We start from the raw sequence: 23,941 nt of genomic DNA, 5'->3' as shown, positions 1-23,941 counted from the left end.
GTCAAGCGATACCGCCGTTCCGGAGTATGTAGATACGCACGTTTGCGCCAGAAGGTGTTTCCGGTCCGTTCGCAGGACGGTCGATGAGGACATTGCTGCCCGCAAGAGCGCCCAGGGCCCCGCTGTCCTGGATGTGCACGGCCCGTACGCATTGCCCGTCCCAAGTACCGCGCAGGAACTCACGACGTGCGCCGGTGGCAGGCAGGTCCCCGTCGAGGCGGGTGGTGACGGCCATAGGTGCAGGATCGAGCGCGCCCATCAGGCGCCGCAGTAGCGGGAGCAGGAAGTGATAGCCGGTGACGAGCGCGGAGACTGGATTTCCGGGCAGTCCGATGATGATCTGGCGGCGCTGTGAGCGGGGGCGGGTTGCGACGAGGAGCGGCTTGCCCGGCTTGATCGCGATGCGCCAGAAGGCGAGCTTTGCGCCCCAGGCTTCGAGCGCCGGGCGGATCAGGTCGTGTTCGCCGACCGATGCGCCGCCGCTCGTGACGATGACGTCGGCATGGGCTGCCTCGTCCAAGGCGCGCATAAGCGCGTCGAGCGTATCGCCGACCGGGCCGATGCGGCGTGTCTGGACCGCGAGCCCGGCGACCATTGCCTCCAGCATGGCGCCATTGCTGGCCGGGATCTGGTGCGTCGCGCAGTTCTCAGGGTCGGACGAAAGCTCATCGCCGCTGTCGATGATCGCGACTTCGGGCGCGCGGAATACCGGAAGGTGCCTGTGCCCTGCCGAGACGGCAAGTGCAATCTGGGCAGGGCCGATGCGGGTTCCGGCGGGCAGGACTTCCTTGCCGGTGACAAAGTCCGAGCCGAGGCGGCGTACGTGACGGTCCTGCGGGCTGGGGCCTGTGCCGGTGAGCGCGAGGGCATGGTCGCTGCGCGCGAGGTCTTCCTGGACAATGACCCCGGCAGCGTCGCACGGGAGCAGCGCGCCGGTGGAGATGCGAACCGCCTCGCCGCGCGCCATTCTGCCATTGAAGGGGTGCCCGGCGGCGCTTTCCCCCACGATGGTCCAGGGGCCGGCGAGGTCGCCATCGGTGACCGCGTAGCCGTCCATTGCGGAAAGGTGCCCGGCGGGCTGGGTGCGGCGCGCGAGCAGAGGCTGGGCAAGGTAGCGGCCGATGGCGCCTGCCATGTCGACATGTTCGCGGCGCATCGGATCGGCAAGCGCGAGCAGGCGGCGCTGCGCCTCTTCGAGCGGGATCGGCGGCGCCATGACGGGTGTGTCGGGAGAGGTCGCGCCGCTCATACCCAGCCTTCGGCTTTCCAGTGGCCCGACTTGCCGCCCTGCTTCTCGACGAGGCGGATGTCGGAGATGACCATGCCTTTATCGAGCGCCTTGGCCATGTCGTAGATGGTGACGAGCGCGAGCGAGACGGCGGTGATGGCTTCCATCTCGATGCCGGTCTTGCCGGTGATCGAGGCGGTGGCGGTGGCGCGGATGGCGCCTGTGAATTCTTCCTCGCTCTCGAAGGTGAAATCGAGGTTCACCGCATCGAGGGGCAGGGGGTGGCACATCGGGATGAGATCGGCGGTCTTCTTGGCCGCAAGGATGCCCGCGATGCGCGCGGTGCCCAGAACGTCGCCCTTGGGCGCATCGCCGGCCCGCACGGCGTCGAGCGCCTCGCGGGTCATCGTGATCGTGCCGCTGGCAACGGCGAGGCGGCGGGTTTCCGCCTTGGCGCCGACATCGACCATGCGCGCTGTGCCGTCCGTATCGATATGGCTAAGCGATGAGCTCACGAGAAGGTCCTTGCCGCGGGTGGGTTACAGGGAGGGTGACAGTCAGGTTGACACAGGTGACACGGTCCAGAGAGGTCTGTGTCCGGCCCCTGTGACCCGCCATCGAAGCAGCGTTCAAAGAGGTGCGAAGGGGCGTCATTGCGCGATCCTCGCAGATCGTTGCGGTGTAGGACAGCCCCTTTTGGGAAGACTCAGGCGCCGGTCAGGAGGCGCCGGGTGGCGACCTCGACGTCGGCCTCGCGCATCAGGCTTTCGCCCACCAGGAAGGTACGTGCGCCGCAGGCCGAAAGGCGCACGAGATCCTCGTGGCGGTTGATCCCGCTCTCGCTGATGAGAAGAGCGCCTTCGGGTGCAAACGGGGCGAGCCGCTCGGTAATGCCGATGTCCGTGACAAAGCGCTTGAGGTCGCGGTTGTTGATGCCAATAATCCTTGATTTCAAACGACTTGCGCGTTCCATCTCGGCTTCGTTATGAACTTCGACAAGGCAGTCCATGCCGCGTTCATGGGCGGCGGCCTCGATCTCGGCCATCTGCACATCCTCAAGCGCGGCAACGATGATGAGGATCGCGTCGGCCCCGATCGCGCGCGCTTCGGCGACCTGCCAGGGGTCGATCATGAAGTCCTTGCGGATCACCGGCAGCGACACCGCAGCGCGGGCCTCGACGAGGAAATCCTCATGCCCCTGAAAGTAGGGCGCGTCGGTCAGGATCGAGAGGCAGGCCGCGCCGCCCGCTTCATAGGCCTTCGCGTGTTCGGCAGGCCGGAAGTCGGGTCGGATCAGGCCTTTGGATGGGCTCGCCTTCTTGATCTCGGCGATGAGCGCGAAACCCTCCTGTGCCTTCATGCGCAGCGCGGCCTCGAAGCCGCGCGGCGCACTCTGGAAGGTGGCCTGCGCGTCGAGTTCGTCCAGTGTCGAGAGGGTCTTGCGCACGGTCACTTCGCCGCGCTTGGTCTCGCAGATTTCGGTCAGCTTGTCGGACATGGAGTTCCCTGTTGTCAGCCGCGCGGTTTGGTGGCGGCGATCCAGCAGTTGAGGAGCGCGTTGGCAAGGCCCTTGTCGATGGCCTCGGCGGCTTCCTCGACGCCTTCGGCCCAGCTCTCGACTTCGCCCGCGACCATCAGCGCGCCCGCCGCGTTGAGCAGCACGGCATCGCGATAGGCGCCGGGCTCGCCCTGGAGCAGGTCCCGCAGGGCCTGCGCGTTGAAGACCGGGTCACCGCCGCGGATGGCCTCGACCGGCGCGCTCGTAAGGCCAAGCTCGGCGGCGGTCACGCGCTTCATGGCAACCTCGCGGCCCGCCACGTCGGCAACTTCGTTGCCACCGGCAAGGCTCAACTCGTCGAGGCCCTCATCGCCCGAGACGACCATCGAGCGGGTGGTGCCGAGCCGGGCCAGCGCCTCGGCGTAGATGGGGACGTAGGCCGGGCGGGCGATGCCGACCAGCTGGCGCGAGACGTTGGCCGGGTTGGCGAGCGGGCCCATCAGGTTGAAGATCGTGCGGCGCGCGATGGCCTTGCGGATCGGCATGATGCGGCCCATCGCGGGGTGGTGCTTGGCCGCAAAGAGAAAGCCGATGCCGATGTCCTTGAGGGTGTCCTCGGCGGTTTCGGCAGCGCGGTCGAGGTCGATGCCGAGCGCTTCGAGCGTGTCGGCCGCGCCCGCCTTGGAACTGGCCGCGCGGTTGCCGTGCTTGGCGACCGGCACGTCGCAGGCCGCGACCACCAGGCTGACCGCGGTCGAGACGTTGAGCGTGTGGTGCCCGTCGCCGCCCGTACCGCACACATCGATGGCGTTTTCGGGCGCATCGATCGGAATCATGCGTTCGCGCATGGCGCGCGCGGCGCCTGCAATCTCGCTCGCCGTCTCACCGCGTTCGGACAGCGTGACAAGGAAGTCCTTGACCATCTCGTCGTCGATCTTGCCATCGAGGATCGCGCCGAAGGCCTCGTGCGCTTCGTCCTCGGCAATGGCACCGGCGGTATCGGGAAGCTGGGTGAGGGCGCTCACGCGCTCAGCCTTTCGGGAAGCTTCGCCTCGATCCCGCAAATCGCGAGGAAGTTGGCCAGCATGGCATGTCCGTGCTCGGTGGCGATGGATTCGGGGTGGAACTGCACGCCGTGGATGGGCAGGCTTTCGTGCGCGAAGCCCATAACGTGGCCGTCCTCGGAGCGGCAGTTGACCTTGAGGCAGTCGGGAATGTCCTCGACAATCAGCGAGTGGTAGCGCGTCGCCGTGAAGGGCGATGGTAGCCCGGCAAAGACCCCGGTGCCATCGTGCGTCATGGTCGAGGTCTTACCGTGCATGAGCCCGCCGCGCACCACCTTGCCGCCAAAGAACTGACCGATCGACTGGTGGCCCAGGCACACGCCGAGAAGCGGCAGGCCCTTCTCGGCCGCCGCGCCGACGAGATCGAGGCTGATGCCCGCCTCGTTCGGGGTGCAGGGGCCGGGCGAGACGAGGAAGCCCCTCGCGCCTGTGGCCAGCGCGTCCTCGACGGTGAGGCTGTCGTTGCGCACCACCTTTACCTCGGTGCCCAGTTCCATGACGTAGTGGACCAGGTTCCAGGTGAAGCTGTCGTAGTTGTCGATGACGAGGATCATGGGTTTGCCTTCTGGCCTTGCGCCGGTGCGCCTTGCGTCTGTGTGTCTTGCGCCTTCGCGCGTTTCTCGACGACGATCAAGGGGCCAAGCTCGGGTCCGGTGTCGAGCCGGCCGTGTTCGGGGTCCCACAAGGACGAGACCGAGCCGTCGAGGAAAAGCGCGTTGGCGCATTGCAGGTCGTCGCGGAAATAGCGGGCGAGCTTGCCGAAGGAGACCGGCTCCTCGGCAATGACGAAGTGTGCGCGGCCCGTCGCATCAACGCCCACGCCGTTGCGCAGCTTGTGCGAGGTGCCGTCCGGATCGATGGCCGGGTGCAGTTTGCCGTCGATCACCAGCATCGGGCCCGACTGCGTGCCGAAGGCGGGGCGCTGCGTGATCTTCGCGGCGAAGTCGTCCGAGGTCATCACCCGCCAGTGCCCCTTGGCATCGCCAAAGAAGACGCCGTTGGGCAGAAGATGAAAATTGCCCGGTCCCTCGTTGGTGTTGAGCGTGTGGAGGCGCTCGCCTTCCTCGACGTAGTAGCCGATGGGCTGTCCGGCGCTGTCGTACATGCCCGCGTTCATGGCAAAGGCGACAGGCGCGCTGCCCTCGGGGCGGCTGACGGCCAGCTGGCTCAGCGTGCGGTAGGGCGCGCCGCCCTCAGGCCTGAGCACGGTGTGGATTGCGTGGCGACCGGGCACCGCAGTGCAGTGCACGAAGGCTGCGCCCTCGAAGCGCGCGCTTTCGCAGGCCGGAGGCGGGGCAGCCTCGGCGGTGTCCTCGTCCGAGCCGGAGCAGGCGGCCAGCAGCAGGGCAAGCGCAGCGGGGGCGAGAGCCGCCCGTGCGCGGATCATTGCCCGAAGCCCGGTTCCCCGGCGATACGGATCGCCTCGCGCGCGGCGGCGAAAAGTGCGCCCGATTTGTGGAGGCACTCGTTCTGTTCCGAGGTCGGGTCGCTGTCGGCGACAATGCCCGCGCCCGCCTGGACGTGGAGCACGCCGTCCTTGAGGACGCCGGTGCGCAGCACGATACACGAATCGAGCGAACCATCGGGCGAGAAGTAGCCCACGCCTCCCGCGTAGGCGCCGCGTGTCTCGTGTTCGAGTTCGGCGATGATCTGGCAGGCACGAACCTTGGGGGCGCCCGAGACAGTGCCCGCAGGGAAGCCGGCAAAGACCGCGTCGATGGCATCGTGGGTATTCGTGTCGAGCGTGCCGACCACGTTCGAGACGATGTGCATGACGTGGCTGTAGCGCTCGATGGTGTAGCTGTCGGTGACTTCGACCGAACCCGCCGTGGCGACGCGGCCGACGTCATTGCGGCCAAGGTCAAGCAGCATGAGGTGCTCGGCGCGTTCCTTCTGGTCGTCCAGCAGGTTGATCTCATTGGCCCTGTCCTCGGCCTCGGTCTTGCCGCGCGGACGGGTGCCCGCGATCGGGCGGATGGTGACCTGGGGCTGGCCGTCCTCATCCTTGCGCACGCGCACGAGGATCTCCGGGCTCGAGCCGACGACGGCAAAGCCGGGCAGGTCGAGGAAGTAGAGGAAGGGCGAGGGGTTCACGCGGCGCAGCGCGCGGTAGAGCGCGAGCGGGGGCAGCGGGAATTCGCAGGTGAAGCGCTGCGCCAGCACGATCTGGAAGATGTCGCCCGCGGTGATGTAGTCCTTGGCGCGCGTGACCATCGCCTCGTATTCACCGGGTTTCAGGACCGAGGTCTGGACCGGATCGGGAAGGTCTGTGAGGACGGGGCTGGCGGGCACCGGCTGGTTGAGGCGGCGCAGTGTCTCGGCGATACGATCTTCAGCGGCTTCGATGGCGCGGGCTGGGTCGGCCGCGCTCTCGGGCCAGAGCGGGGCGATGCAGAACAGCTCATCGCCCAGGCTGTCGAAGACGAGCAGGATCGAGGGACGCACGAACAGCATGTCGGGCACGTCGAGTTCGCTTTGCGGCGCGCGCGGCAGCTTCTCGACAAGGCCGATGGTCTCATAGCCGAAGTAGCCGACCACGCAGGCCAGTGCGGGTGGAAGTTCGCACGGAACGTCGATGCGGCAGCTTTCGACCAGCGCGCGCAGTTCCGTCAGGCTGTCGCCCGGAAGGGGGGTGAAGGCTTCGGCGTCGTTCTTCCAGGAGCGGTTGATCTGGGCCTCGTGGCCTTGTGCACGGAAGACCAAATCCGGGTCGAGCCCGAGCAGGCTGTAGCGCCCGCGCTGGGCGCCGCCTTCCACCGACTCGAGCAGGAAATCACCGCGCCCGTCCTCGAACAGCTTGAGCGCGGCGCCGACCGGCGTCTGGGTATCGGCAACCAGACGACGCCAGACCAGCGCGGGCTTTCCGTTCGAGAGCCGTGTCTGGGCGTCGGTACGGATGGCATCGCTGCTGGTCTGGCGCTGTGTCGTCATGGTCCTGCTGGTTTCGCTATCGGATGGTGTGTGGAAGGCGGTGGAGGGCGATCAGGCGCCGGGCTGGGCGGTGCCGCCCAGGCGCTCGCGCACGGCCTTGATGGTCGCGGCGTTCTTCTCGACCTTCATCTCACCGGCGACGGCATGGCCGAGCGAAGTGACGAAGGCGTTGCCCATCTGGGCGCCCAGTTCCTCGCGAGCCTGCGCGACCATCTCGTCGGACTCGACCTTGCCGGCCTTGATGTCCTTGAGCTGGACCACGAACCACCCGCGCTCGCCGTCGGCCGACTGTACCTTCACGCTGTCCTTGGTCATGTGGAACATGAGCGAGACAGGCGGGGGGACCTGGCGGCCGGACTGGAGCGCGCGGCTGAGCGTGGCGCGCGACATACCAAGCTCCTCGATCGGGGGCAGGCGCTTGTTGAGGTCCTTCATGGCCTGGGCCATGGTCTTGCCTTCGGCCATCGCCTTGCGCACCTTGAGCGCAGCGGCCTTGGCTGCCTTGGAACCGCTGTCGAGCGCCCAGGCTGACCTCACGTCGTCCTGGATGTCGTCGAACGGCGCTGGCGCGGAGGGGGTGATCTCGGTCACGTCGTAGATCACGAAGGGACGGTTCGCCTCGAAGTTCTGGCCCTGGCCCATCTGGGTGAGCTGGGGCTGTTCCTGCTGCATCTTGAAGACGGTGGGGAGAAGCGGCTGGAGGCCCTCATCGACGCTCTTGTCGATTTCGCCGTAGATGCGGCCATCGGCGGTGACGGGGCCAGTGGTCTCGACTTCGACACCCAGCGACTTGGCAACTTCGGGCAGGCTCGCACCGTCGGCGAACTGGTCCTCGATGCCTTCGAGCTTGGCGGCGAACGCCTTGCGCTTCGCATCGGCCTCGAGCTCGGCAACCAGTTCCTCGCGGACCTCATCGAGAGTGCGCGCGGGCTTGGTGCTTTCTTCCTCGACGCGCACGACGTGCCAGCCCAGCGCCGACTTCGCCGGAGCCGCAAGCTCGCCTACCTTGGCGGCGAAGACGGCGTCGGAGACGGGCTTGGCAAACTGGTCGGTAAGGTCCTTGCGGCTGAAGAATTCCAGCTTGGCAGCCGAGAGGCCCTTCTCGGTAGCGGCCGCTTCGAGCGTCTTGCCGCCCTTGACGGCCGCGATGATGGCCTTGGCCGCGTCCTCGGTCGGCGCGATCACCTGGGTGATGCGACGATCATCCTTGGCCGTGTAGCGCGCGGCGTTGGCCTTGTAGGCCTCCTGGATCTGCGAGTCAGTGGGGGCGGGGGGCGCCTTCATCGAATCGATGGTGAACTGCGCATAGCGCATCATGCGGCGCTCGGGCCGGATGAAGTTCTGGGTGTGGCTGTCGTAGAAGGCCTTGAGCGTCTTCGTATCGGGCTCGTCCTCGGGCACAAACAGCATCGAGGGCAGGGCAAGGACCGAGCCACTGCGGGTCTCGTCGATCATCGCGGCGTAACGCTTGGCCATGTAGGCGGGCATCTTCGCGCCGAATTGCGCCGGGCTGGCAAGCTGCTGGCCGACGAGGCCTTGCGCGATGTCCTCGCGCAAGGCCTTTTCGGAGAGGCCCTGTTGGGCGAGCGCCTGGCGGAAGGTGTCCTGGTCGAACTTGCCGTCGACGCCCTGGAAGGCGGCGATCTGCGCGATCTCGCTGTCCACCAGGCGGTCTCCCGCCACGATCCCGTGCTCCTTGCCAAAGGCGAAGAAGGCGGTGCGCTGGACCAGCTCGTCGAGGATCGTGTCGAGACCGCCCTGCGCGAGGAGCTGGCTCATCGAGGCCTGTGGGTTGTTCTGCTGAACGCGGCGTAGCGCGGAGTTCGCGCCCTGCGCCAGTTCATTGGCGTCGATGGTCTCGTCGCCGACGCTGGCGACGGCGTTGGCATCGCCTGCGCCGCCTGCACCCTGGATCCCGGCGATGTCGCCGCTGGCGAAGGCGAGGGCGATGACGCCGAGCACGACCAGCGCGAGGGCCGCGCCGATCTTGGACTTGATGAACGATCTGAAGAAGCTGAGCATGTCCTGTCCGGCCGTTGACTGAGCGGTCTGTGAAGCGCTCCTGCCCGGGGCGGCCTGCCGGGGCAGGGGCCTTCATGCAGGAGGCGGGAAATGGCGCAGGCTTTAGGGGGGCTTTCGCCGTCCTGCAATGGCATCGCATCGCTTTGCGCCCGATTCCTGTGGTTTCGGGCGCGTGGGCGCGGTGCGAACGGGCCCTGTGGTGGCGGGGGCTGGATGAATGTGGGCTTGCTTCCCCGTTCGTGTGAACAGTCCGGGGTGTAGTTTCGGGCAGGTGAGGTTGTGGCTCTTGTGTGGCCCTGAATTGGGCGCGGTGGAAAGAGAAGTCTCCCCCGGCTTTGACAAATCCGCTAGTGCTGGCCTAGCAGCGCCCCGCTACAACGGCGTTCCGATTCCCCCGTTTGCGGGATTCGCTCGGTGTGTCGTCGATTTGATCAAGGGACCAAGATGGCCGGATTGCCTTACATCGTCGGAAACTGGAAAATGAACGGCACGCGCGCGATGCTGAACGAAGTGCGCGCGATCGATCGTGCCGCTGGACGTTTTCCCAGGGTTCAGGTGGCCATCGCGCCGCCGGCGACGCTTATCTACCGTACGCGCGATGCCGCTGAAATCATTGGCGTTGGTGGCCAGGATTGCCACGTTCAGGAGAATGGTGCCTTCACCGGCGATATCTCCGCTCCGATGCTCAAGGACGCAGGCGCCGACTTCACCATCGTCGGCCACTCCGAACGCCGCACACTGCATGGTGAAAGCGACGCGGTCGTGCAGGCGAAGGCGGACGCGGCCATCGCCGCTGGCCTGGGCGTGATCTTGTGCGTGGGCGAAAGCGAAGCGCAGCGTGATGCGGGCGAGGCGGAAAGCGTCGTCGCAGCCCAGGTGGCCGCTTCATGCCCGCAGGGCGAACAGGCGCCCGAAAAGTTTTCGGTGGCCTACGAGCCGATCTGGGCGATCGGTACGGGCCGCGTTCCCTCGGTCGAGGACGTCGCGGCCATGCACAGTGCGATCCGCGCCAAGCTGGTCGAACTCTACGGTGAGAGCGGTACGGGCGTGCGCATCCTCTACGGCGGTTCGGTCAAGGCCGAGAACGCGGCTGAGCTGCTTTCGGTCCCCGAGGTGGGCGGTGCGCTCGTCGGCGGGGCGAGCCTGAGCGCGGAGAGCTTCCTCTCCATCGTCGGCGCCGCCGCGACGCTGGCCGCTGACTGAGCCGTAGGTGACTGAGTAATCGCCTGATCTTCCGACACTTGGTCGCGCCTGCGCGCGAACGGGGCCGGGGGAGGGCGGCAGGGCCGTCGCGTCTGCGCGGCCGTGCATGTCGAATCCCGTGTCCGGGCCGGGTTGCGTTCGGGGGGCGTTGCGCTTATCTGCGCCGCTTGTGATTGCGGTCTGTGATCCTGTTCGCAGGCCCGTTGAGAAGAGCTGAGATCGAGCTGATGTTTGTTTTCCTGACCGTCGTCCAGGCGCTGGTAGCTGCCGCCCTTGTCGGTATTATCCTGGTTCAGAAGTCCGAGGGCGGTGGCCTTGGCGTCGGTGGCGGGGGCAACCCCGGTGGTCTGATGTCGGCGCGCGGTGCGGCCGATTTTCTGACCCGGGCGACGGCGATCCTCGCCGGTCTCTTCGTGGTTCTCAGCATTCTTCTTGCCGCGATGGCGGTCGATGCCAACAGCGTCGGCGATATCGATACCTCGCTGCAGCGTGGCGGTGAACCGGCGGCCCAGGAAGCCCCGGCGGACCCGCTTGCCGGCTCGGCTGTCGGCGAATCGGACGCAGACGCCGCAGCGGCGCCCGCGAACGACGATCCGCTGGCCGGAGCCGTGCAGCAGTAAGAGCTTCGAGCAGGCGGCTTTGGATCGGAAAATCCGGAGCCGTCTCGAAACAGCATTGTAACCGAAATGCCGTCTGGCGCAGTCAGGCGGCATTTTATTGAGTTTGACCTGTGGATTCGGGTTCTTGGCGCTTGCGCTGAACCCCCCACACAATTTAAGGCCCAATTCCCATGGCGCGGCACATCTTCATCACCGGCGGCGTGGTCTCCTCGCTTGGCAAGGGCCTTATGGCCGCCAGCCTGGCCGCGTTGTTGCAGGCCCGTGGGTTCCGAGTGCGGATCCGCAAGTTCGACCCCTATCTCAACGTCGACCCGGGCACGATGAGCCCGTACCAGCACGGTGAGGTCTTCGTGACCGACGACGGTGCGGAAGCCGACCTTGACCTTGGCCACTACGAGCGCTTTACCGGCGTCTCGGCGCATCAGGGCGACAACATCACCTCGGGCCGCATCTACCAGGACATCATCGCCAAGGAGCGCCGTGGCGACTACCTCGGCGCCACGGTCCAGGTAATCCCGCACGTCACTGACGCGATCAAGAACTTCGCTCAGGCCGACACCGAGGATCTCGACTTCGTGCTGTGCGAAGTCGGTGGCACGGTCGGCGACATCGAGGGCCTGCCCTTCATTGAGGCGCTGCGCCAGATGCGCAACGAACTGGGCCGCGAGAACACCTGCTTCGTCCACGTCACCCTGGTGCCCTACATCGCGGCCGCGGGCGAGCTGAAAACCAAGCCGACCCAGCATTCGGTACGCGAGATGACCGGCCTTGGCATCCAGCCCGACATCCTGCTGTGCCGCTGCGAGCACGAACTGCCCGAGAGCGAGCGCGCCAAGATCGCGCTGTTCTGCAACGTGCGCCGCGAAGCGGTCATCCCCGCGCTCGACGCCCCCAACATCTACGCGGTGCCCCTCCAGTACCACGCCGAGGGGCTCGACGCCGAGGTGCTCCACCACTTCGGCCTCAATTCGCCCGCGCCGGAACTGTCGCGCTGGACTGGCATCGTCGATCGCTTCCAGAACCCGGAAGGTGAAGTCACCATCGGCGTGGTCGGCAAGTACGTCGGTCTGCCCGATGCCTACAAGTCGCTGAACGAAGCGCTCGTCCATGGCGGAATGGCCAACAAGGCCAAGGTCCGGATCAAGTGGCTCGACGCGGAAATTTTTGAGAAGTCCGACGCTGAGATCGCGCACGCGCTCGAACCCATGCACGGTATTCTCGTGCCGGGCGGCTTCGGTGAGCGCGGGACCGAAGGCAAGATTGCAGCGGTGCGCTTTGCGCGTGAACGCAAGGTGCCTTTCTTCGGCATTTGCCTCGGCATGCAGATGGCCTGCATCGAGGGCGCGCGCGCGGCTGGCATCGCCGCAGCGAGCTCGACCGAATTTGGCCCGACCGACGAGCCGGTGGTGGGCATCATCACCGAGTGGATGGGCAAGGAAGGCCTGGAAACCCGCGCCGAGGGCGGCGATCTAGGCGGCACCATGCGCCTAGGCGCCTATACGGCCATGCTCGACGGCAACAGCCAGGTCTCCAGCATCTACGGCGGCGCGACCGAGATTTCCGAGCGCCACCGCCACCGCTACGAGGTCAACGGCAAGTACCGTGACGCGCTTGAAAAGGACGGCCTGATCTTCTCGGGAATGTCGCCCGATGGCCTGCTGCCCGAGATCGTCGAGCGTCCCGATCATCCGTTTTTCGTGGGCGTGCAGTTCCACCCCGAACTCAAGTCGCGCCCCTTTGAACCGCATCCGCTGTTTTCAGGCTTCGTGGCGGCTGCGCTCCAGCACTCGCGCCTGGTTTGAGCAATTCGCAGCGCGTCGGCGTCGGCCCACTAGGTGTTGGCCTGGTCGGAAACGGCATGGCCGCGCGGGTGTTTCACGCGCCCTACATCGCGGCCTGCGCAGGCCTTGACCTGCGCGCGGTCGTGAGCCGCCGGGCCGAGGCCGAGCTGCCTCTGCCCGGTCTTGCACGGGTCCCCGACATCGCCGACCTGCTCGGCGATCCCGCGATCGACCTCGTCGTGATCGCGACCCCTGGCGCGACCCATGCGGATCTGGCCGCTCGGGCGCTGGACGCGGGCAAGCACGTCGTTGTCGACAAGCCTTTTGCCCTCGATCTGGCGAGCGCGCAGGACCTCGTGTCGCGCGCGAAGGCGATGGACCGCGTCGTCACCGCCTTCCACAACCGGCGCGGCGATGCCGATTTCCTGGCCATCGAGGCGGCCATTGCGGCGGGCGAAATCGGCCGCGTCGTCCACTTCGAATCCCACTTCGACCGCTTCCGCCCCGCTGTGCGCGAGCGCTGGCGCGAGGACGGCAGCGAAGGTTCGGGCGTGTGGTTCGACCTTGGCCCCCATCTTGTCGACCAGGCGCTATGCCTGTTTGGTGCGCCTGAAGCCGTAAGCGCCGATATCGCGGCGCTGCGTGAAGGCGGACGGTCGGACGACTACGCCCACGTCACGCTCCACTACCCGCAGATGCGTAGCATTCTTCATGCAGGAATGTGCGTGGCGGGTGGCGAGCCGCGCTTTCGTGTCCACGGGACTGGCGGATCGCTGGTCAAGTATGGCCTCGATCCGCAGGAAGCGCAGTCGGTGGCCGGCATGCGTCCTGGCGATCCCGACTGGGGCCGCGATCCCGAACCGCTGGTGCGCTTCGATGGTGATGGCGTCCGCCATGAGATGGCCCTTCCGCGCGGGCGCCAGGAGTGCTTCTACAACGATGTCGCCGCCGCCTGCCTGGGCGAGAAGGCGGCAGCGGTCTCCGGCAAGGACATCCTCCTCGTCCAGGCGGTGATCGAGGCCGCGCGTATGGCGAGCCGGACGGGGCAACGCGTGGCGCTGGCCGACGTGCTGGAAGAGGCAGGTCCGAAGTAGCATTTCCGAGGGTCATCGCCCTCGGGGCCCCGAACTGCCTGCCCACGTCGCGCGCGCTAAGCAGGCTGTGAAAGGCGATGTTGCCCATCTTGGGGTCAATGGGCGATGACCCCTTGGAGTAATTCCCTTCTACTTCCTGTTGCCTTTCCCTTCTATTCTCGAAACCTTGGGTGTTCAGGCCCTGATCGTTGCGGGCCTGGCGAAGAGGGGGAACACGTGGCTTTACCGCGCTCGCGCAAGCAGAGGCTGCACATACTGGGCAGTCGCTTTCACAAATGGCTGGCGCTGTGTGTGGGCATTCAGGTCCTCTTGTGGATGGGATCGGGTGTGATCATGTCCTGGCTCAAGATCGAGCATGTGCGCTCCGAGCATGTGATTGCGCGCACGCCTGAAGTGCTTCCGACCGACGCGCCGCTGCCCTCGTGGCTTGCCGATGATGGGGCTCTGGTTTCGGTCACGATGCGCGCGGTGAACGGGCGGAGCGTCATCGAAGTGCGCCGCCGCGATGGCGCCACAGCCCTGCACGATCCCTTCTCCGGTCGTCTGCTTTCTCAGCTTCCGGCGCGCATGGCTTCCGAGATCGCACAGGCCGCGTGGAAGGGAGCGCCGACGAAGGTGCAGGCCATTTCGCCTGTGCGCACGCCTGTCGGCACCGAATATGCCGGGCCTTTTCCGGCTTGGCAGGTGACTTTTGCAGACCCGGGCCGCACCCGGCTCTACATCGACATGTCGAGCGGCGCGGTGCTTGCTGCGCGCAGCGACACCTGGCGCTTCTTCGATTTCGTATGGGGGCTGCACATCATGGACTGGACCCAGCGCGATCGGATCAACAGCTGGTGGCTGTTTCTCTTTGCGCTCGGCGGTACGGCCATTACGCTTTCAGGATTCGTCCTCCTCGCAAACCGCTTTCCGCGTCTGCGAGGAATTCGCCGCAGGCGCTAAGCCCCTGAGCTTGCTCTTGCCCTGCCGCTTGCTAGCATGGGGCATGGCAACCAGACACCAAGGTGAGGGGCGGGGGGCGCAGTCAGCGTCGCCTGACAGCGTAATCGCAAGCGACGTTCCGGCCCGGCTCGACCGCCTGCCGTGGTCGCGCTTTCACTGGCTGGTGGTCTGCGCGCTGGGCATCACCTGGATCCTCGACGGGCTGGAAGTTACGCTTACCGGGTCGATCGCGCCCGCCTTGCGTGAAAGCCCGGTGCTGGCCTTTTCCGCGCGCGAGATCGGGCTCGCCAACAGCCTGTACCTTGCCGGGGCGGTTTCGGGTGCGCTGTTCTTCGGCTGGCTGACCGACCGGCTGGGGCGAAAGCGCCTCTTCACGGTGACGCTTCTCATCTATCTGCTCGCCACGGCGGGCACGGCATTCACCTGGGATCTGCCGAGCTTTGCGCTCATGCGCTTTCTGACAGGCGCCGGTATCGGGGGCGAGTACAGCGCGATCAATTCGGCCATTCAGGAGCTGATTCCCGCGCGCCGCCGGGGCTGGACCGACCTTGTCATCAACGGGTCATACTGGGTGGGGGCAGGGGTCGCGGGCGCGCTTTCGGTGGTGGTACTCGACCCGCGCCTGTTTGCGCCCGATATCGGCTGGCGCATCGCCTTCGGCTTCGGGGCGGTCACGGGACTTATCGTGATTGCACTGCGCCGTCATATTCCGGAGAGCCCGCGCTGGTTGCTCACCCATGGACAGGGCCCGAAGGCGGAGGCCATCGTAGGTGAGATTGAGGCGCGCACGCGGGGACAGGGGCTCACCATTCACGGCGAGACCCCGAAGGCCCGACTCAAGGCGCGCCGCGCCACGCCTCTGCGCGAGGTGTGGGAGGCGCTCTTTCGAACCTATCCCCGTCGCACCGCGCTTGGCCTCGTTCTCATGGCGGCGCAGGCCTTTCTCTACAACGCGATCTTCTTCACTTACGCCCTGATCCTGAGCGATTTCTATGGTGTGCCTTCGGACCGGGTAGGCTGGTATGTGCTGCCTTTCGCGGTGGGCAATGTGCTGGGGCCACTGCTCCTTGGGCCCCTGTTCGACAGCTGGGGGCGGCGTCCGATGATCGCGCTGACGTATGGCGTCTCGGGGCTTCTGCTTGCCGCGACGGGGCTCGCTTTCCGGCTCGAGATGCTCGATGCCACCACGCAGACCCTGTGCTGGAGCGTCACCTTCTTCTTCGCCTCGGCGGCCGCCTCCTCGGCCTATCTGACCGTGGCGGAGAGCTTCCCGCTCGAAGTGCGCGCGCTGGCCATTGCGGTGTTCTATGCGCTGGGAACCGGCATCGGCGGGGTCATGGCCCCCTGGCTCTTCGGTGTCCTCATCGAGAGCGGATCGCGCGCCGACGTGCTGGGCGGCTACCTTTTCGCCAGTGCGCTTATGCTGCTGGCCGCCTTCGTGGGCTGGCGCTTCGGGCTCGACAACGAGCGCAAGGCGCTGGAAAGCGTGGCGCGCCCCTTGTCCTGGCACGGCGAGGAAGATGAGTAGCTGCACGAAAAAGGGCGGCCCGCGTGTGCAGACCGCCCCCAAAGTCAGCTTCGAATGGAAAAGGCCTCAGGCGGCGGCGCTGTCCGCGTCCTTGTCGGGCTCGCTCTCGATCACCTTGAGCTGGTTGCCGCCAATGGCGATCTTCTTGGGCTTCATTGCCTCGGGCACTTCGCGCACGAGGTCGATCACGAGCAGACCATCGGCCAGGTCGGCCGCATCGACCCGCACGTAATCGGCGAGTTCGAAGCGGCGATCGAAACCCCGCTGGGCGATGCCCACGTGCAGATAGTCGCCATCCGCGCCCTCGTCGGGCTTGCGGCCCTTGACGATGAGCAGGTTGGCCTGCGCGGTGATGTCGATGTCCTCGGGCTTGAAGCCGGCCACGGCCAGCGTGATGCGGTAGGCATCCTCGCCGCGACGTTCGATGTTAAAGGGCGGATACTTATCGCCCGCATTCACGCGGTGCTGGTTCTCGAGCATGTCGAAGAGACGGTCGAAACCGACCATGGAACGGCGATAGGGCGCAAAATCGATACGGTTCATGACAAAAATCCTCATCTGAGCAATCTTCGTGGGTGAAGCCCGGCTGTCCGGCGCTTCGTCAGGCGTGTCATCCCCTTCTGGTTGGGCCATGACACGTGGAATTAGATATGATAGCGCCGCGCCAAATCAAGGGCCTGACACTCGGGCCTTTCGCAAAATTTCAGGAGACACCCGCATGAGCCAGCCCAAGGTCGAGATCTACTCCAAGTGGGGCTGTCCCTATTGCGTGGCCGCCAAGGCGCTGTTCGACCAGAAGGGCGTCGCTTACGAGGAATACGACATCACCATGGGTGGCCCCAAGCGCGACGAGATGGAAGCGCGTGTGCCCGGCGCTCGCACGGTTCCCCAGATCCTCGTCGACGACAAGGCCTACGGCGGCTTCGACGATGTCAACGCGCTCGAGCGCGCGGGCAAGTTCGACGCCATTCTCGGCCTGTGAACGGCTGACCTGATGCCCCGCGCAGCGCTTTTCCAGATGACCAGCGGGATCGATCCCGCAGCCAACGCCGAAGCCATCGTCGGCGCCATCGCCGATGCGCGCGGCGAAGGCGCAGCGATGCTCTTCACGCCCGAGATGTGCGGCCTGCTTGACCGCGACCGCAAGCGCGGGGCGGCGCATGTCGTGGCCGAGGAGGAGAACCTGGTCCTCGCCGCCGCGCGCGAGGCTGCGGCGCGGGAAGGCATCTGGGTGCACCTGGGTTCGCTCGCGGTGAGGGGTGAGGGCGGGGACGGGCGTTTTGCCAACCGTGCCTTCGTGATCGACGATACCGGCGCGGTGCGCGCACGCTACGACAAGATCCACATGTTTGACGTAGACTTGGCGAGCGGGGAGAGCTGGCGCGAATCGAACGCCTACGCTCCGGGCCGCGAGGTGGTGGGGGTGGATACCCCGCTGGGCAAACTTGGCCTCGCGATCTGCTACGATATCCGCTTTCCCGCCTTGTTCGAGGCGCTGGGCCACGCAAGGTGCGACCTCATCGCCATTCCAGCCGCCTTCACGGTGCCAACGGGGCGCGCCCATTGGCACCTCTTGCAATGCGCCCGCGCGGTCGAGGCAAGCGCCTACGTGGTGTCAGCCGCGCAGGTGGGCGAACACGCGGACGGGCGCACGACTTATGGGCATTCGCTGGTGGTCGATCCCTGGGGTGAGATCCGGCTCGATATGGGCGGGGCCGACGATGGCGGGCGCCCCGGCCTTGGCTTTGCCGAGATCGATCCGGCCCGGATCGCCGAAGTGCGCGGCCAACTCCCCAGTCTTGCCAACAGGCAGGCCTTGCCAAGCCCCCTGTGATCGCCACATAGGCGTCACATGATTGTCTACGATCTGGAATGCCGCGGTGAGGGCCACCGCTTCGAGGGCTGGTTCAAGTCCTCGGACGATTTTGCGCGCCAGCAGGAGCGGGGCCTCGTCGCCTGTCCGTTCTGCGGCTCGGGCGATGTCGAGAAGGCGCCTCAGGCCGCCCGTCTCGCACGCAAGGGTAACCAGAAGCCCGAACCATCCCGCCCCGCCGCCAGGTCGCCCAAGCGTGCCCCCGCGAGCGGACCGCGCGAAGTCGGCGAACCTGTCGCAGTGGCCCCGGTTGCCTCGCACGAGCTGCCCCAGCAGACGGTGGAGATGATCCACAAGCTCGCCGAGATGCAGGCCAAGGCGCTCAAGGCCTCACGCTACGTGGGCGAGAACTTTGCCGAAAATGCGCGTCAGATGCATTACGGCGAGCGCGAGGTGGAGCAGATCCACGGCGAAACCACACTTGAGGACGCGCAGGAGCTGATGGACGAGGGCATCTCGGTCGTGCCCCTCCCGTTCCCGATCGCGCCCCCTGAGGAAACCAACTAGGTTTCCGAGCTCTGCGTGCCATCCCCGGCTTGCCTACCCGCCTTCTCGCCGCTAGGACGCCCTTGCGTGCGCCCATAGCTCAGCCGGATAGAGCACCAGATTCCTAATCTGGGGGCCAGTGGTTCGAATCCACTTGGGCGCACCATTATCTTCTTCAGATCGCAGGTTTTCGTTCGGGCGCTGTGGCGTGGGCTGCAGCGTGTGGGGGCGTATCTGACACGGCTTCGCGGCGCCGGTGGGACCAGATGCTGTCGCGGGGGCCATGGCGGGCGCGGTGGCGAGCGGCGCGTGCGGCGAGGGCGAGGCTGGCGGCGAGCGCGACGCTGACGGCATCGACCAGCGGCTGGCTCCAGGGATGAATATCGATGAAGGCCATGCTCGCCAGCGGGATGGTGAGGAAAGCGAGCGCGGCTGCGGGGACGAGTTCGAGCGCGGCTCTGGCCGCGCCGCGCACCAGCGCCCAGGCGACGAATCCTGTAAAGACCGCGTAGTAGATGGCACTGTGGATGCCTGCGGTGGCCTCGATGCCGAGCGGTTTGGCCGCTGCGAGCGTTACCGCGATGCCCGCCACGCACCCGAGCGGTACGCCCGCGGTTAGGGCGCCGAGGGTTCGTGTCGCGCGGGTCTGCGTCACCGCACCGGCTTTGCGCTCGCGCTTGCGGCGCGATTCCACCCAGAGCAGGTTGCCGGTGTAGAACAGCATCGCGCCAGCGAGGCCCAGCAGGAAGTAGGACCAGCGGATCGGCGCGCCCCCGAAGCTGCCGAAGTGGAGCGCGAAGAAGCTCGTGATTGTGGCGCCCCAGGCATCCTGCAGGCCGGGCATGTAGGTCGTGTCGGTGAGGGACCCGGTGACCGGATCGGCCTCGACCATGCCGAAGGTGGGGCCGCGCAGGCCAAAACGTGGATCGCGCCCGCTGATGCGCGCCTGAGGCGTGCCCTCGCGGTCCATGCGGTAATTGATCTCACGTACAGTGAAGCCGGGCGCCTGGCTCTCGACGCGCTGGGCCAGCTCGGCCGGAGTGAGCAATTGGGGCCTCTGTGCGCGCGGGGACGGCAGCGCAGGCGGCGCCATCTGCGCGCGCGGGGCGCCCCGGTCCATGAAGGCGGCGCCCTGCAGGTCGTAGAATTCGTCGTGGAAGGCGAAGACCACGGCGGTCAGGGCCATGATGACGTGGAAGGGCAGGCTGACGATGCCGAGCACGTTGTGCACGTCGAGCCACATGCGCTTGACGTTCTTGCCCACGCGCACTGCGAAGAAGTCCGAGACGAGGCTGGGGAGCAGCACGATCACGCCCGAGACCAGCGCAATGAAGTAGAGCAGCGAGATGGCGCCCATGATCGGCATGGCGATCTCGTGCGCGAAGGGCAGACCGACCTGCTGGTGCAGCATGTCAACGAACTGGGCCACGGGCGAAGCGGCCTGTGCCTCAACCTCGAGCGTGCTGTCAGGCGCCAGCGCGGCGAGGAAGACCTGCGGATTGCGTCGACTGCCTTGCGACCAGGTGACGCGGGCCGGGTTTTCCGGTCCGGTTTCAAGATGCACGTCGTATGAGCGTGCAGCCTCGGGATGGGCGGCGAGGACCGCCTCGACAAGCTCGGGCGCGCGCGCCAGCGGCACGGGGGCTGAGAGCGAGGTCGGGGGTGAGGCCCAACCCTGGAGGGGCTCCTCGAACATCGTGACGGCGCCTGCGAAGAAGGCGATGAACAGGGCCAGGCCGGAGACGATTCCAACCCAGCCATGTATCTCCTTGTACATCCGCAGAATATCGGTGCGCACTTTCATGACAGGCTCCCCACGGCGAACAGTGTGAGCCACACGGCTGCGGCGGCAAGGCCGAGCCAGAGCCAGGCGCGAGGGCCACTGCGAAAGAGGAAGCACAGCGACAGGACGGCGCACCAGATCGGAGCGATGATCCACATCGTGAACTGGCCTTGCGGGGAAAAGAAGCTGTCGCGCACGTCCAGCAGGGCGGCGAGCAGCCCGGAGACACCCAGTGCGAAAGCGAGGCCAAGGACGAGGCCGGCGGCGGTCTTGCCCGCCCAGTTCCGGCTGGTGAGAGGCGGCGTCATTTGCAAGCCTTTCTGTCTCCGGCGCGCCAGGCTGCAGCGAGCGGGAGGAGCGACCAGACCAGCATGAGCGCGGTCAGCCAGATGAAGACCGAGGTGGCCGGGCCCGACCAGGTCAGAAGCACGGGAAGGCCAAGCAGGGTGGCCCCCCAGCCTCCACGGGCGATCCAGCGACCTGCGGGCTTGCCCGGGCGCAGCGCCTGGTTGGGCGCGGCGCGGTAGAGCATCGCGGCGCCCAGCAGGGTCAGGACGAGCCCGGCGGGCAGGGCCAGCTCGGCGGCAAGCGCCGAACCGGTCATGGCCGGACCTCCTGAAATGCGACGCGCACCGCCTGGCCGAGGCCGGGCAGCAGCGTGCCGCCATGGCTCTCGCCCGAATAGACGCGGCTGTGGAGATCGAGGTTCTCGACCGCGGCGAGCCGGTCGGCCAGTTCGCGGTGGGTCAACGACATGGCGTGGCTGCGGGCACGCACACTGTCCTGCTCGCGTTCACCCACCCCGAGATGGAGCGTTCGGGGCCCGGCCGCTGCGAGGCGCGCGGGAAGGCTGGCAAGACCGCCCAGCAGGCTGCGCGCGCCGAACCAGAGCGAGGGGCTGGTCGCGACGTAGTTGCGGAACAGCTCCGGCTTGCCAAGCAGCGTGTCGAGCACGAAGAGGGCGCCGAAGCTGTGGCCCCAGAGCGTCTGGCGCGCGGTATCGACGCGGTAGCTGGCCGCTATGCGGGGCATGAGTTCGCCCGCGAGGAAGCGGCGGAAGACAGGGGCGCCGCCGGTCGGAAGGGCGACGGCATCGGGCGGCCCTTCGGGCGTATAGTCGAAGCTGCGCCGCGCGAGCATGTCGTCCTCGTCCGGGTAGCCTATGGCAACCACAATGCCTTCGCTCTGCCCTTCATCGCGTCCGAAGCGGGCCAGGCGCCGGGTGGTTTCGACCGCGCTCGCAAAGGTCATGTCGCCGTCGAGCAGGTAGAGCACGGGAAAGCCCTCTGGCGGTGCGGGGCGCTCGGGCACGTGGACATGGACGCGGTAGTGGGCACCTGCCTGCGAGGTCATGGCGAATGTGTCGCTGCCCGCAATCACATACGGTGCCGCCAGCAGCGGGGCGGGCGCGGCGAATGTCGCAAGGGCAAGCCCGGCGGCCAGGGCGCGTTCCTGGAAGCTCACCATGTGAACTGCACCCGCGCGGTCACCACGCGGCCCTGTCCGTAGTAGCACGAGGCCGCGGTAGTGCAGGTGACGACGTAGCGCTTGTCCGCCACGTTGCGCGCGTTGAGCGAGAGGCCGATGCCCTCCAGCGCCACGTTCGCCTCACCCAGATCGTAGCGCAGCATGAGGTCGAACAGGGTGTAGTCCTGGATGCGGAAATCGGCGTTCATCGCATCGCCCCAGCTCTTGCCGGTATAGCGCACGCCCCCTCCAAAGCCGAGCCCGGCCAGCGAGCCGTTAACGATGCGCTGGTTGACGAAGAGCGAGGCCATGTAGGAGGGCACCTGAGGCAGGCTCTTGCCGACGAGGTCGTCGTGGGTGTCCTGCGTCACGTCGGAATCGAGGTGGGTGGCGGACGCGATGACAGTCGTGCCCGAACCGAGCGAGGCACGCCCCTCCAGTTCCGCGCCGCGAATGCGGGCCTCACCTGCCTGGACGAGGCAGACATTGCCGTTGCCGCAGATGGTACCGTCGGGATCGCTCGTCTGGACGTTCTGCTGGGTGATCTCGAAGACCCCGGCGGTGAGGTAGACGCCCTTGCCTGCCTGATACCGCAGGCCCGCCTCGAACTGCTCGCCGGTGGTGGGGCGGAAGGGCTTCTGGTCGAGCACGCTTTCGAGCGGCACGAGCTGTGGGATGAAGCTCTGCGAGTAGCTGAAGTAGGGCGCGAGGCCGTTGTCGAAGAGGTAGACCGCGCCTGCGCGCCAGGTGAACTTGCTGGCGTCGTAGTCGTTTTCAGTGTCGGTGAGGCGGTTTCGGGTATGGTCGCTGGTCCAGTCATGGCGTCCGCCGATGTTGATGCGAAGGCGCCCCCATTCGATCTCGTCCTGCGCATAGAGGCCGGTTTGCTCGCTGGTCGCTGCGCCGTAGACTTGCGGTGTCATGCTCGCGGTGTAGTGCTGGCTGCCGCGCGGTTGGGGATCGAAGATGTCGTAGAGCGGATCGACCTGGCCACGCGGTAGTCCCGGCAGGTTGACGAGGTCGCGGTCGTGCGTCCAGTCGGTGTGGAAGTAGTCGAGCCCGGCGAGCAGGGTATGGGCAAAAGGGCCTGTGCGCACGCGCCATTCCAATTGGTTGTCGATCGCAAAGCCGTCGCTCGCCCCGGCCGAAGCGATCGCGCGGCGCCCGATGGTCTGCCCGTCAATGCAGGCCGGTCCGTACTGCGGGACGGCGCTGCAGTCGGTGACGGTCCCTCCCGAAAGCACGGTCACCCGGTAGGCCGAGGTGATGTGGGTGTAGCGCAGGTTGTTGCGGAAGGTGAGGTTGTCCGTGATCTCGTGGCGGAAGAACGAGGCGGCCAGATACTGGTTGCGCGTGAAATTGTTCCACGAAGGCTCGCCGATGTTGGCGTCGTTGGCGATATAGCCGCCGTTGCTGGGCTCGTAGGTGCCGAGCGCGGGCAGGAACTGGTAGGTCGCGCCGCCATCGTCGTGCTGGTACTGCCCCAGGAGGGTCCAGCTGGTGGCCGATGTGGGCTCCCAGGTGACGCTGGGCGAGACGTAGTAGCGGCTGTTCTCGACATCGTTGACCTGGCTACCGCCGTGTTGGGCGAGGCCGACGAGGCGGGCGGAGATCTGCCCATCCGTGTTTAGTGGGCCGCCAAAGTCCGCGCCGATGCGGCCAGACCAATTGCCAAGTTCCGTGTAGCCCTGGGCCTGGAGCAGCACTTCACCCTGAAAGCTGGAGGTGGGACGCTTGGTGACGATATTGACGATGCCGCCCGGCGCCGACTGGCCGTAGAGCACGCCCGAGGGGCCCTTCAAGACCTCGATCTGCTGAAGGCCGAAAGTGTCGAAACCGAAGCGGGTGAACTGGCCGCCAGTGGGCAGGCGCAGGCCGTCGACGAAGTTGTTGTTCGAGGAATAGCCGCCCGCGCTGAAGCCGCGCACCGAGACCTCGTCGGTGCGGCTGTCGATACCCATCGGCTCGGCCTGGACACCGGCGGTGTAGGACAGGGCATCAGCGATCGTCGTCGCCCCGCGCAAGTCCATTTCCTCGCGCGCGACGATCGAGACGCTCTGGGGCGCCTCGATGATAGGCGTGTCGGTCTTGGTCGTCGATGTCGCGCTGGAAAGGCCCGTCGCGGTGACGATGATGCGCTTACCCGCATCTTCGGGGGCGGGCACTCCTTGTGCGGCGCACAAGCTGCTCCATCCGGCGCTGAGCATCAGCCCGCCAATTGCGTACTTTCTCACGATGTCCCCTCATTCTCTCTGACCTGCTGCAAATCCTTATAATGCAAATTATTCGCAATAGCAAGAATTGGCGAAGTTTAGAAAGACGCAAGGCGGGGGATGTCCCGTCCAACGGTGGATCAAGATGGTGGCCGTAGCGGCCTGATCCGGTGGCGGGATGCTCTTGACGGGAGAGGGTGCGCGAGGG

At 66.5% G+C, this 23,941-nt stretch carries 23 protein-coding genes and 1 tRNA gene; 10 read left to right on the top strand and 14 right to left on the bottom strand.

The annotated features are described in order from the left end of the window. Position 1 precedes the first annotated feature (1 nt). The 8 genes from FMM79_RS12605 to FMM79_RS12570 form a co-directional block, all read right to left on the bottom strand. A complete protein-coding gene (locus FMM79_RS12605; RefSeq protein WP_371710910.1) occupies positions 2 to 1,249 on the bottom strand; it encodes a molybdopterin molybdotransferase MoeA in 1,248 nt (415 codons plus the stop codon). Further along, positions 1,246 to 1,743 carry a cyclic pyranopterin monophosphate synthase MoaC gene (gene moaC / locus FMM79_RS12600; RefSeq protein WP_148627823.1) on the bottom strand — a complete coding sequence of 166 codons (498 nt, stop codon included), beginning with the start codon at positions 1,741 to 1,743 and terminating at the stop codon, positions 1,246 to 1,248. The genes FMM79_RS12605 and moaC overlap by 4 nt, the downstream gene beginning before the upstream one ends. Positions 1,744 to 1,934: 191 nt before the next feature. Continuing rightward, a complete protein-coding gene (gene trpC / locus FMM79_RS12595) occupies positions 1,935 to 2,726 on the bottom strand; it encodes an indole-3-glycerol phosphate synthase TrpC (protein ID WP_148627822.1) in 792 nt (263 codons plus the stop codon). A gap of 14 nt (positions 2,727 to 2,740) precedes the next feature. After that, complete coding sequence (gene trpD / locus FMM79_RS12590) at positions 2,741 to 3,751, bottom strand: anthranilate phosphoribosyltransferase (RefSeq protein ID WP_148627821.1); 1,011 nt, start codon at positions 3,749 to 3,751, stop codon at positions 2,741 to 2,743. Continuing rightward, positions 3,748 to 4,344, bottom strand: a complete 597-nt coding sequence (locus FMM79_RS12585) for an aminodeoxychorismate/anthranilate synthase component II (protein WP_148627820.1) — start codon at positions 4,342 to 4,344, stop codon at positions 3,748 to 3,750. The genes trpD and FMM79_RS12585 overlap by 4 nt, the downstream gene beginning before the upstream one ends. Further along, the gene (locus FMM79_RS12580) at positions 4,341 to 5,177 is read right to left on the bottom strand and encodes a phosphodiester glycosidase family protein (RefSeq protein WP_148627819.1); all 837 of its coding nucleotides are present in this window, start codon (positions 5,175 to 5,177) and stop codon (positions 4,341 to 4,343) included. Before FMM79_RS12580 ends, FMM79_RS12585 begins: the two co-directional genes overlap by 4 nt. Next, positions 5,174 to 6,721, bottom strand: coding sequence for an anthranilate synthase component I (trpE, locus tag FMM79_RS12575; RefSeq protein WP_148627818.1), 1,548 nt, complete (start codon positions 6,719 to 6,721; stop codon positions 5,174 to 5,176). Before trpE ends, FMM79_RS12580 begins: the two co-directional genes overlap by 4 nt. Positions 6,722 to 6,772: 51 nt before the next feature. After that, the gene (locus FMM79_RS12570) at positions 6,773 to 8,743 is read right to left on the bottom strand and encodes a peptidylprolyl isomerase (protein WP_148627817.1); all 1,971 of its coding nucleotides are present in this window, start codon (positions 8,741 to 8,743) and stop codon (positions 6,773 to 6,775) included. A 444-nt stretch (positions 8,744 to 9,187) separates the two neighbouring features. On the opposite strand from FMM79_RS12570, the gene tpiA reads away from it, so the two are divergent. The 6 genes from tpiA to FMM79_RS12540 all read left to right on the top strand — a co-directional run bounded on the left by tpiA (position 9,188) and on the right by FMM79_RS12540 (position 15,911). Beyond that, complete coding sequence (gene tpiA, locus FMM79_RS12565; RefSeq protein ID WP_148627816.1) at positions 9,188 to 9,946, top strand: triose-phosphate isomerase; 759 nt, start codon at positions 9,188 to 9,190, stop codon at positions 9,944 to 9,946. Positions 9,947 to 10,173: 227 nt separating this feature from the next. Continuing rightward, on the top strand, positions 10,174 to 10,566 hold the full coding sequence (gene secG, locus FMM79_RS12560) for a preprotein translocase subunit SecG (RefSeq protein ID WP_148628107.1): 393 nt from the start codon (positions 10,174 to 10,176) through the stop codon (positions 10,564 to 10,566). A gap of 170 nt (positions 10,567 to 10,736) precedes the next feature. After that, a complete protein-coding gene (locus tag FMM79_RS12555; protein WP_148627815.1) occupies positions 10,737 to 12,368 on the top strand; it encodes a CTP synthase in 1,632 nt (543 codons plus the stop codon). Beyond that, on the top strand, positions 12,365 to 13,441 hold the full coding sequence (locus FMM79_RS12550) for an oxidoreductase (protein WP_240339150.1): 1,077 nt from the start codon (positions 12,365 to 12,367) through the stop codon (positions 13,439 to 13,441). The genes FMM79_RS12555 and FMM79_RS12550 overlap by 4 nt, the downstream gene beginning before the upstream one ends. A gap of 216 nt (positions 13,442 to 13,657) precedes the next feature. Beyond that, positions 13,658 to 14,383 (top strand): PepSY domain-containing protein, encoded by a 726-nt coding sequence (locus FMM79_RS12545; RefSeq protein ID WP_205466654.1) that lies wholly within the window; start codon positions 13,658 to 13,660, stop codon positions 14,381 to 14,383. Positions 14,384 to 14,426: 43 nt separating this feature from the next. After that, positions 14,427 to 15,911 (top strand): MFS transporter, encoded by a 1,485-nt coding sequence (locus FMM79_RS12540; protein WP_148627814.1) that lies wholly within the window; start codon positions 14,427 to 14,429, stop codon positions 15,909 to 15,911. A 66-nt stretch (positions 15,912 to 15,977) separates the two neighbouring features. Here the strand turns inward: FMM79_RS12540 and FMM79_RS12535 are convergent, their stop codons facing one another. After that, the gene (locus FMM79_RS12535) at positions 15,978 to 16,454 is read right to left on the bottom strand and encodes an Hsp20 family protein (RefSeq protein ID WP_148627813.1); all 477 of its coding nucleotides are present in this window, start codon (positions 16,452 to 16,454) and stop codon (positions 15,978 to 15,980) included. Between the two features lie 175 nt (positions 16,455 to 16,629). On the opposite strand from FMM79_RS12535, the gene grxC reads away from it, so the two are divergent. The 4 genes from grxC to FMM79_RS12515 all read left to right on the top strand — a co-directional run bounded on the left by grxC (position 16,630) and on the right by FMM79_RS12515 (position 18,436). Next, the gene (grxC, locus tag FMM79_RS12530; RefSeq protein ID WP_148627812.1) at positions 16,630 to 16,893 is read left to right on the top strand and encodes a glutaredoxin 3; all 264 of its coding nucleotides are present in this window, start codon (positions 16,630 to 16,632) and stop codon (positions 16,891 to 16,893) included. Positions 16,894 to 16,905: 12 nt separating this feature from the next. After that, positions 16,906 to 17,745 (top strand): carbon-nitrogen hydrolase family protein, encoded by an 840-nt coding sequence (locus tag FMM79_RS12525; protein ID WP_148627811.1) that lies wholly within the window; start codon positions 16,906 to 16,908, stop codon positions 17,743 to 17,745. Between the two features lie 18 nt (positions 17,746 to 17,763). Beyond that, the gene (locus tag FMM79_RS12520; RefSeq protein ID WP_148627810.1) at positions 17,764 to 18,291 is read left to right on the top strand and encodes a DUF1178 family protein; all 528 of its coding nucleotides are present in this window, start codon (positions 17,764 to 17,766) and stop codon (positions 18,289 to 18,291) included. 68 nt (positions 18,292 to 18,359) lie between these two features. Then, a tRNA-Arg gene (locus FMM79_RS12515) sits at positions 18,360 to 18,436 on the top strand. A gap of 9 nt (positions 18,437 to 18,445) precedes the next feature. Here FMM79_RS12515 and FMM79_RS12510 read toward each other — a convergent pair. The 5 genes from FMM79_RS12510 to FMM79_RS12490 are packed head-to-tail and all read right to left on the bottom strand — an operon-like array spanning position 18,446 to position 23,754. Continuing rightward, a complete protein-coding gene (locus FMM79_RS12510; protein ID WP_148627809.1) occupies positions 18,446 to 20,074 on the bottom strand; it encodes a PepSY domain-containing protein in 1,629 nt (542 codons plus the stop codon). Further along, the gene (locus FMM79_RS12505; RefSeq protein WP_148627808.1) at positions 20,071 to 20,361 is read right to left on the bottom strand and encodes a hypothetical protein; all 291 of its coding nucleotides are present in this window, start codon (positions 20,359 to 20,361) and stop codon (positions 20,071 to 20,073) included. The genes FMM79_RS12510 and FMM79_RS12505 overlap by 4 nt, the downstream gene beginning before the upstream one ends. Next, complete coding sequence (locus tag FMM79_RS12500) at positions 20,358 to 20,657, bottom strand: hypothetical protein (protein WP_148627807.1); 300 nt, start codon at positions 20,655 to 20,657, stop codon at positions 20,358 to 20,360. The genes FMM79_RS12505 and FMM79_RS12500 overlap by 4 nt, the downstream gene beginning before the upstream one ends. Then, positions 20,654 to 21,520, bottom strand: coding sequence for an alpha/beta hydrolase (locus FMM79_RS12495; protein WP_148627806.1), 867 nt, complete (start codon positions 21,518 to 21,520; stop codon positions 20,654 to 20,656). The genes FMM79_RS12500 and FMM79_RS12495 overlap by 4 nt, the downstream gene beginning before the upstream one ends. Beyond that, positions 21,514 to 23,754 (bottom strand): TonB-dependent siderophore receptor, encoded by a 2,241-nt coding sequence (locus FMM79_RS12490; RefSeq protein ID WP_240339149.1) that lies wholly within the window; start codon positions 23,752 to 23,754, stop codon positions 21,514 to 21,516. Before FMM79_RS12490 ends, FMM79_RS12495 begins: the two co-directional genes overlap by 7 nt. Between the last annotated feature and the right edge of the window lie 187 nt (positions 23,755 to 23,941).

Source organism: Novosphingobium sp. BW1, from assembly GCF_008107685.1.
Classification (GTDB): Bacteria; Pseudomonadota; Alphaproteobacteria; order Sphingomonadales; family Sphingomonadaceae; genus Novosphingobium.
This window is presented reverse-complemented; position numbering and strand designations above follow the sequence as displayed.

Bases quoted from the DNA above. Each gene is read 5' to 3' on its own strand.
- FMM79_RS12605 (WP_371710910.1), bottom strand. From the start codon at position 1,249: ATGAGCGGCGCGACCTCTCCCGACACACCCGTCATGGCGCCGCCGATC.
- trpC (WP_148627822.1), bottom strand. From the start codon at position 2,726: ATGTCCGACAAGCTGACCGAAATCTGCGAGACCAAGCGCGGCGAAGTG.
- FMM79_RS12585 (WP_148627820.1), bottom strand. From the start codon at position 4,344: ATGATCCTCGTCATCGACAACTACGACAGCTTCACCTGGAACCTGGTC.
- FMM79_RS12580 (WP_148627819.1), bottom strand. From the start codon at position 5,177: ATGATCCGCGCACGGGCGGCTCTCGCCCCCGCTGCGCTTGCCCTGCTG.
- trpE (WP_148627818.1), bottom strand. From the start codon at position 6,721: ATGACGACACAGCGCCAGACCAGCAGCGATGCCATCCGTACCGACGCC.
- FMM79_RS12570 (WP_148627817.1), bottom strand. From the start codon at position 8,743: ATGCTCAGCTTCTTCAGATCGTTCATCAAGTCCAAGATCGGCGCGGCC.
- tpiA (WP_148627816.1), top strand. From the start codon at position 9,188: ATGGCCGGATTGCCTTACATCGTCGGAAACTGGAAAATGAACGGCACG.
- secG (WP_148628107.1), top strand. From the start codon at position 10,174: ATGTTTGTTTTCCTGACCGTCGTCCAGGCGCTGGTAGCTGCCGCCCTT.
- FMM79_RS12555 (WP_148627815.1), top strand. From the start codon at position 10,737: ATGGCGCGGCACATCTTCATCACCGGCGGCGTGGTCTCCTCGCTTGGC.
- FMM79_RS12540 (WP_148627814.1), top strand. From the start codon at position 14,427: ATGGCAACCAGACACCAAGGTGAGGGGCGGGGGGCGCAGTCAGCGTCG.
- FMM79_RS12535 (WP_148627813.1), bottom strand. From the start codon at position 16,454: ATGAACCGTATCGATTTTGCGCCCTATCGCCGTTCCATGGTCGGTTTC.
- grxC (WP_148627812.1), top strand. From the start codon at position 16,630: ATGAGCCAGCCCAAGGTCGAGATCTACTCCAAGTGGGGCTGTCCCTAT.
- FMM79_RS12525 (WP_148627811.1), top strand. From the start codon at position 16,906: ATGCCCCGCGCAGCGCTTTTCCAGATGACCAGCGGGATCGATCCCGCA.
- FMM79_RS12520 (WP_148627810.1), top strand. From the start codon at position 17,764: ATGATTGTCTACGATCTGGAATGCCGCGGTGAGGGCCACCGCTTCGAG.
- FMM79_RS12510 (WP_148627809.1), bottom strand. From the start codon at position 20,074: ATGAAAGTGCGCACCGATATTCTGCGGATGTACAAGGAGATACATGGC.
- FMM79_RS12505 (WP_148627808.1), bottom strand. From the start codon at position 20,361: ATGACGCCGCCTCTCACCAGCCGGAACTGGGCGGGCAAGACCGCCGCC.
- FMM79_RS12500 (WP_148627807.1), bottom strand. From the start codon at position 20,657: ATGACCGGTTCGGCGCTTGCCGCCGAGCTGGCCCTGCCCGCCGGGCTC.
- FMM79_RS12495 (WP_148627806.1), bottom strand. From the start codon at position 21,520: ATGGTGAGCTTCCAGGAACGCGCCCTGGCCGCCGGGCTTGCCCTTGCG.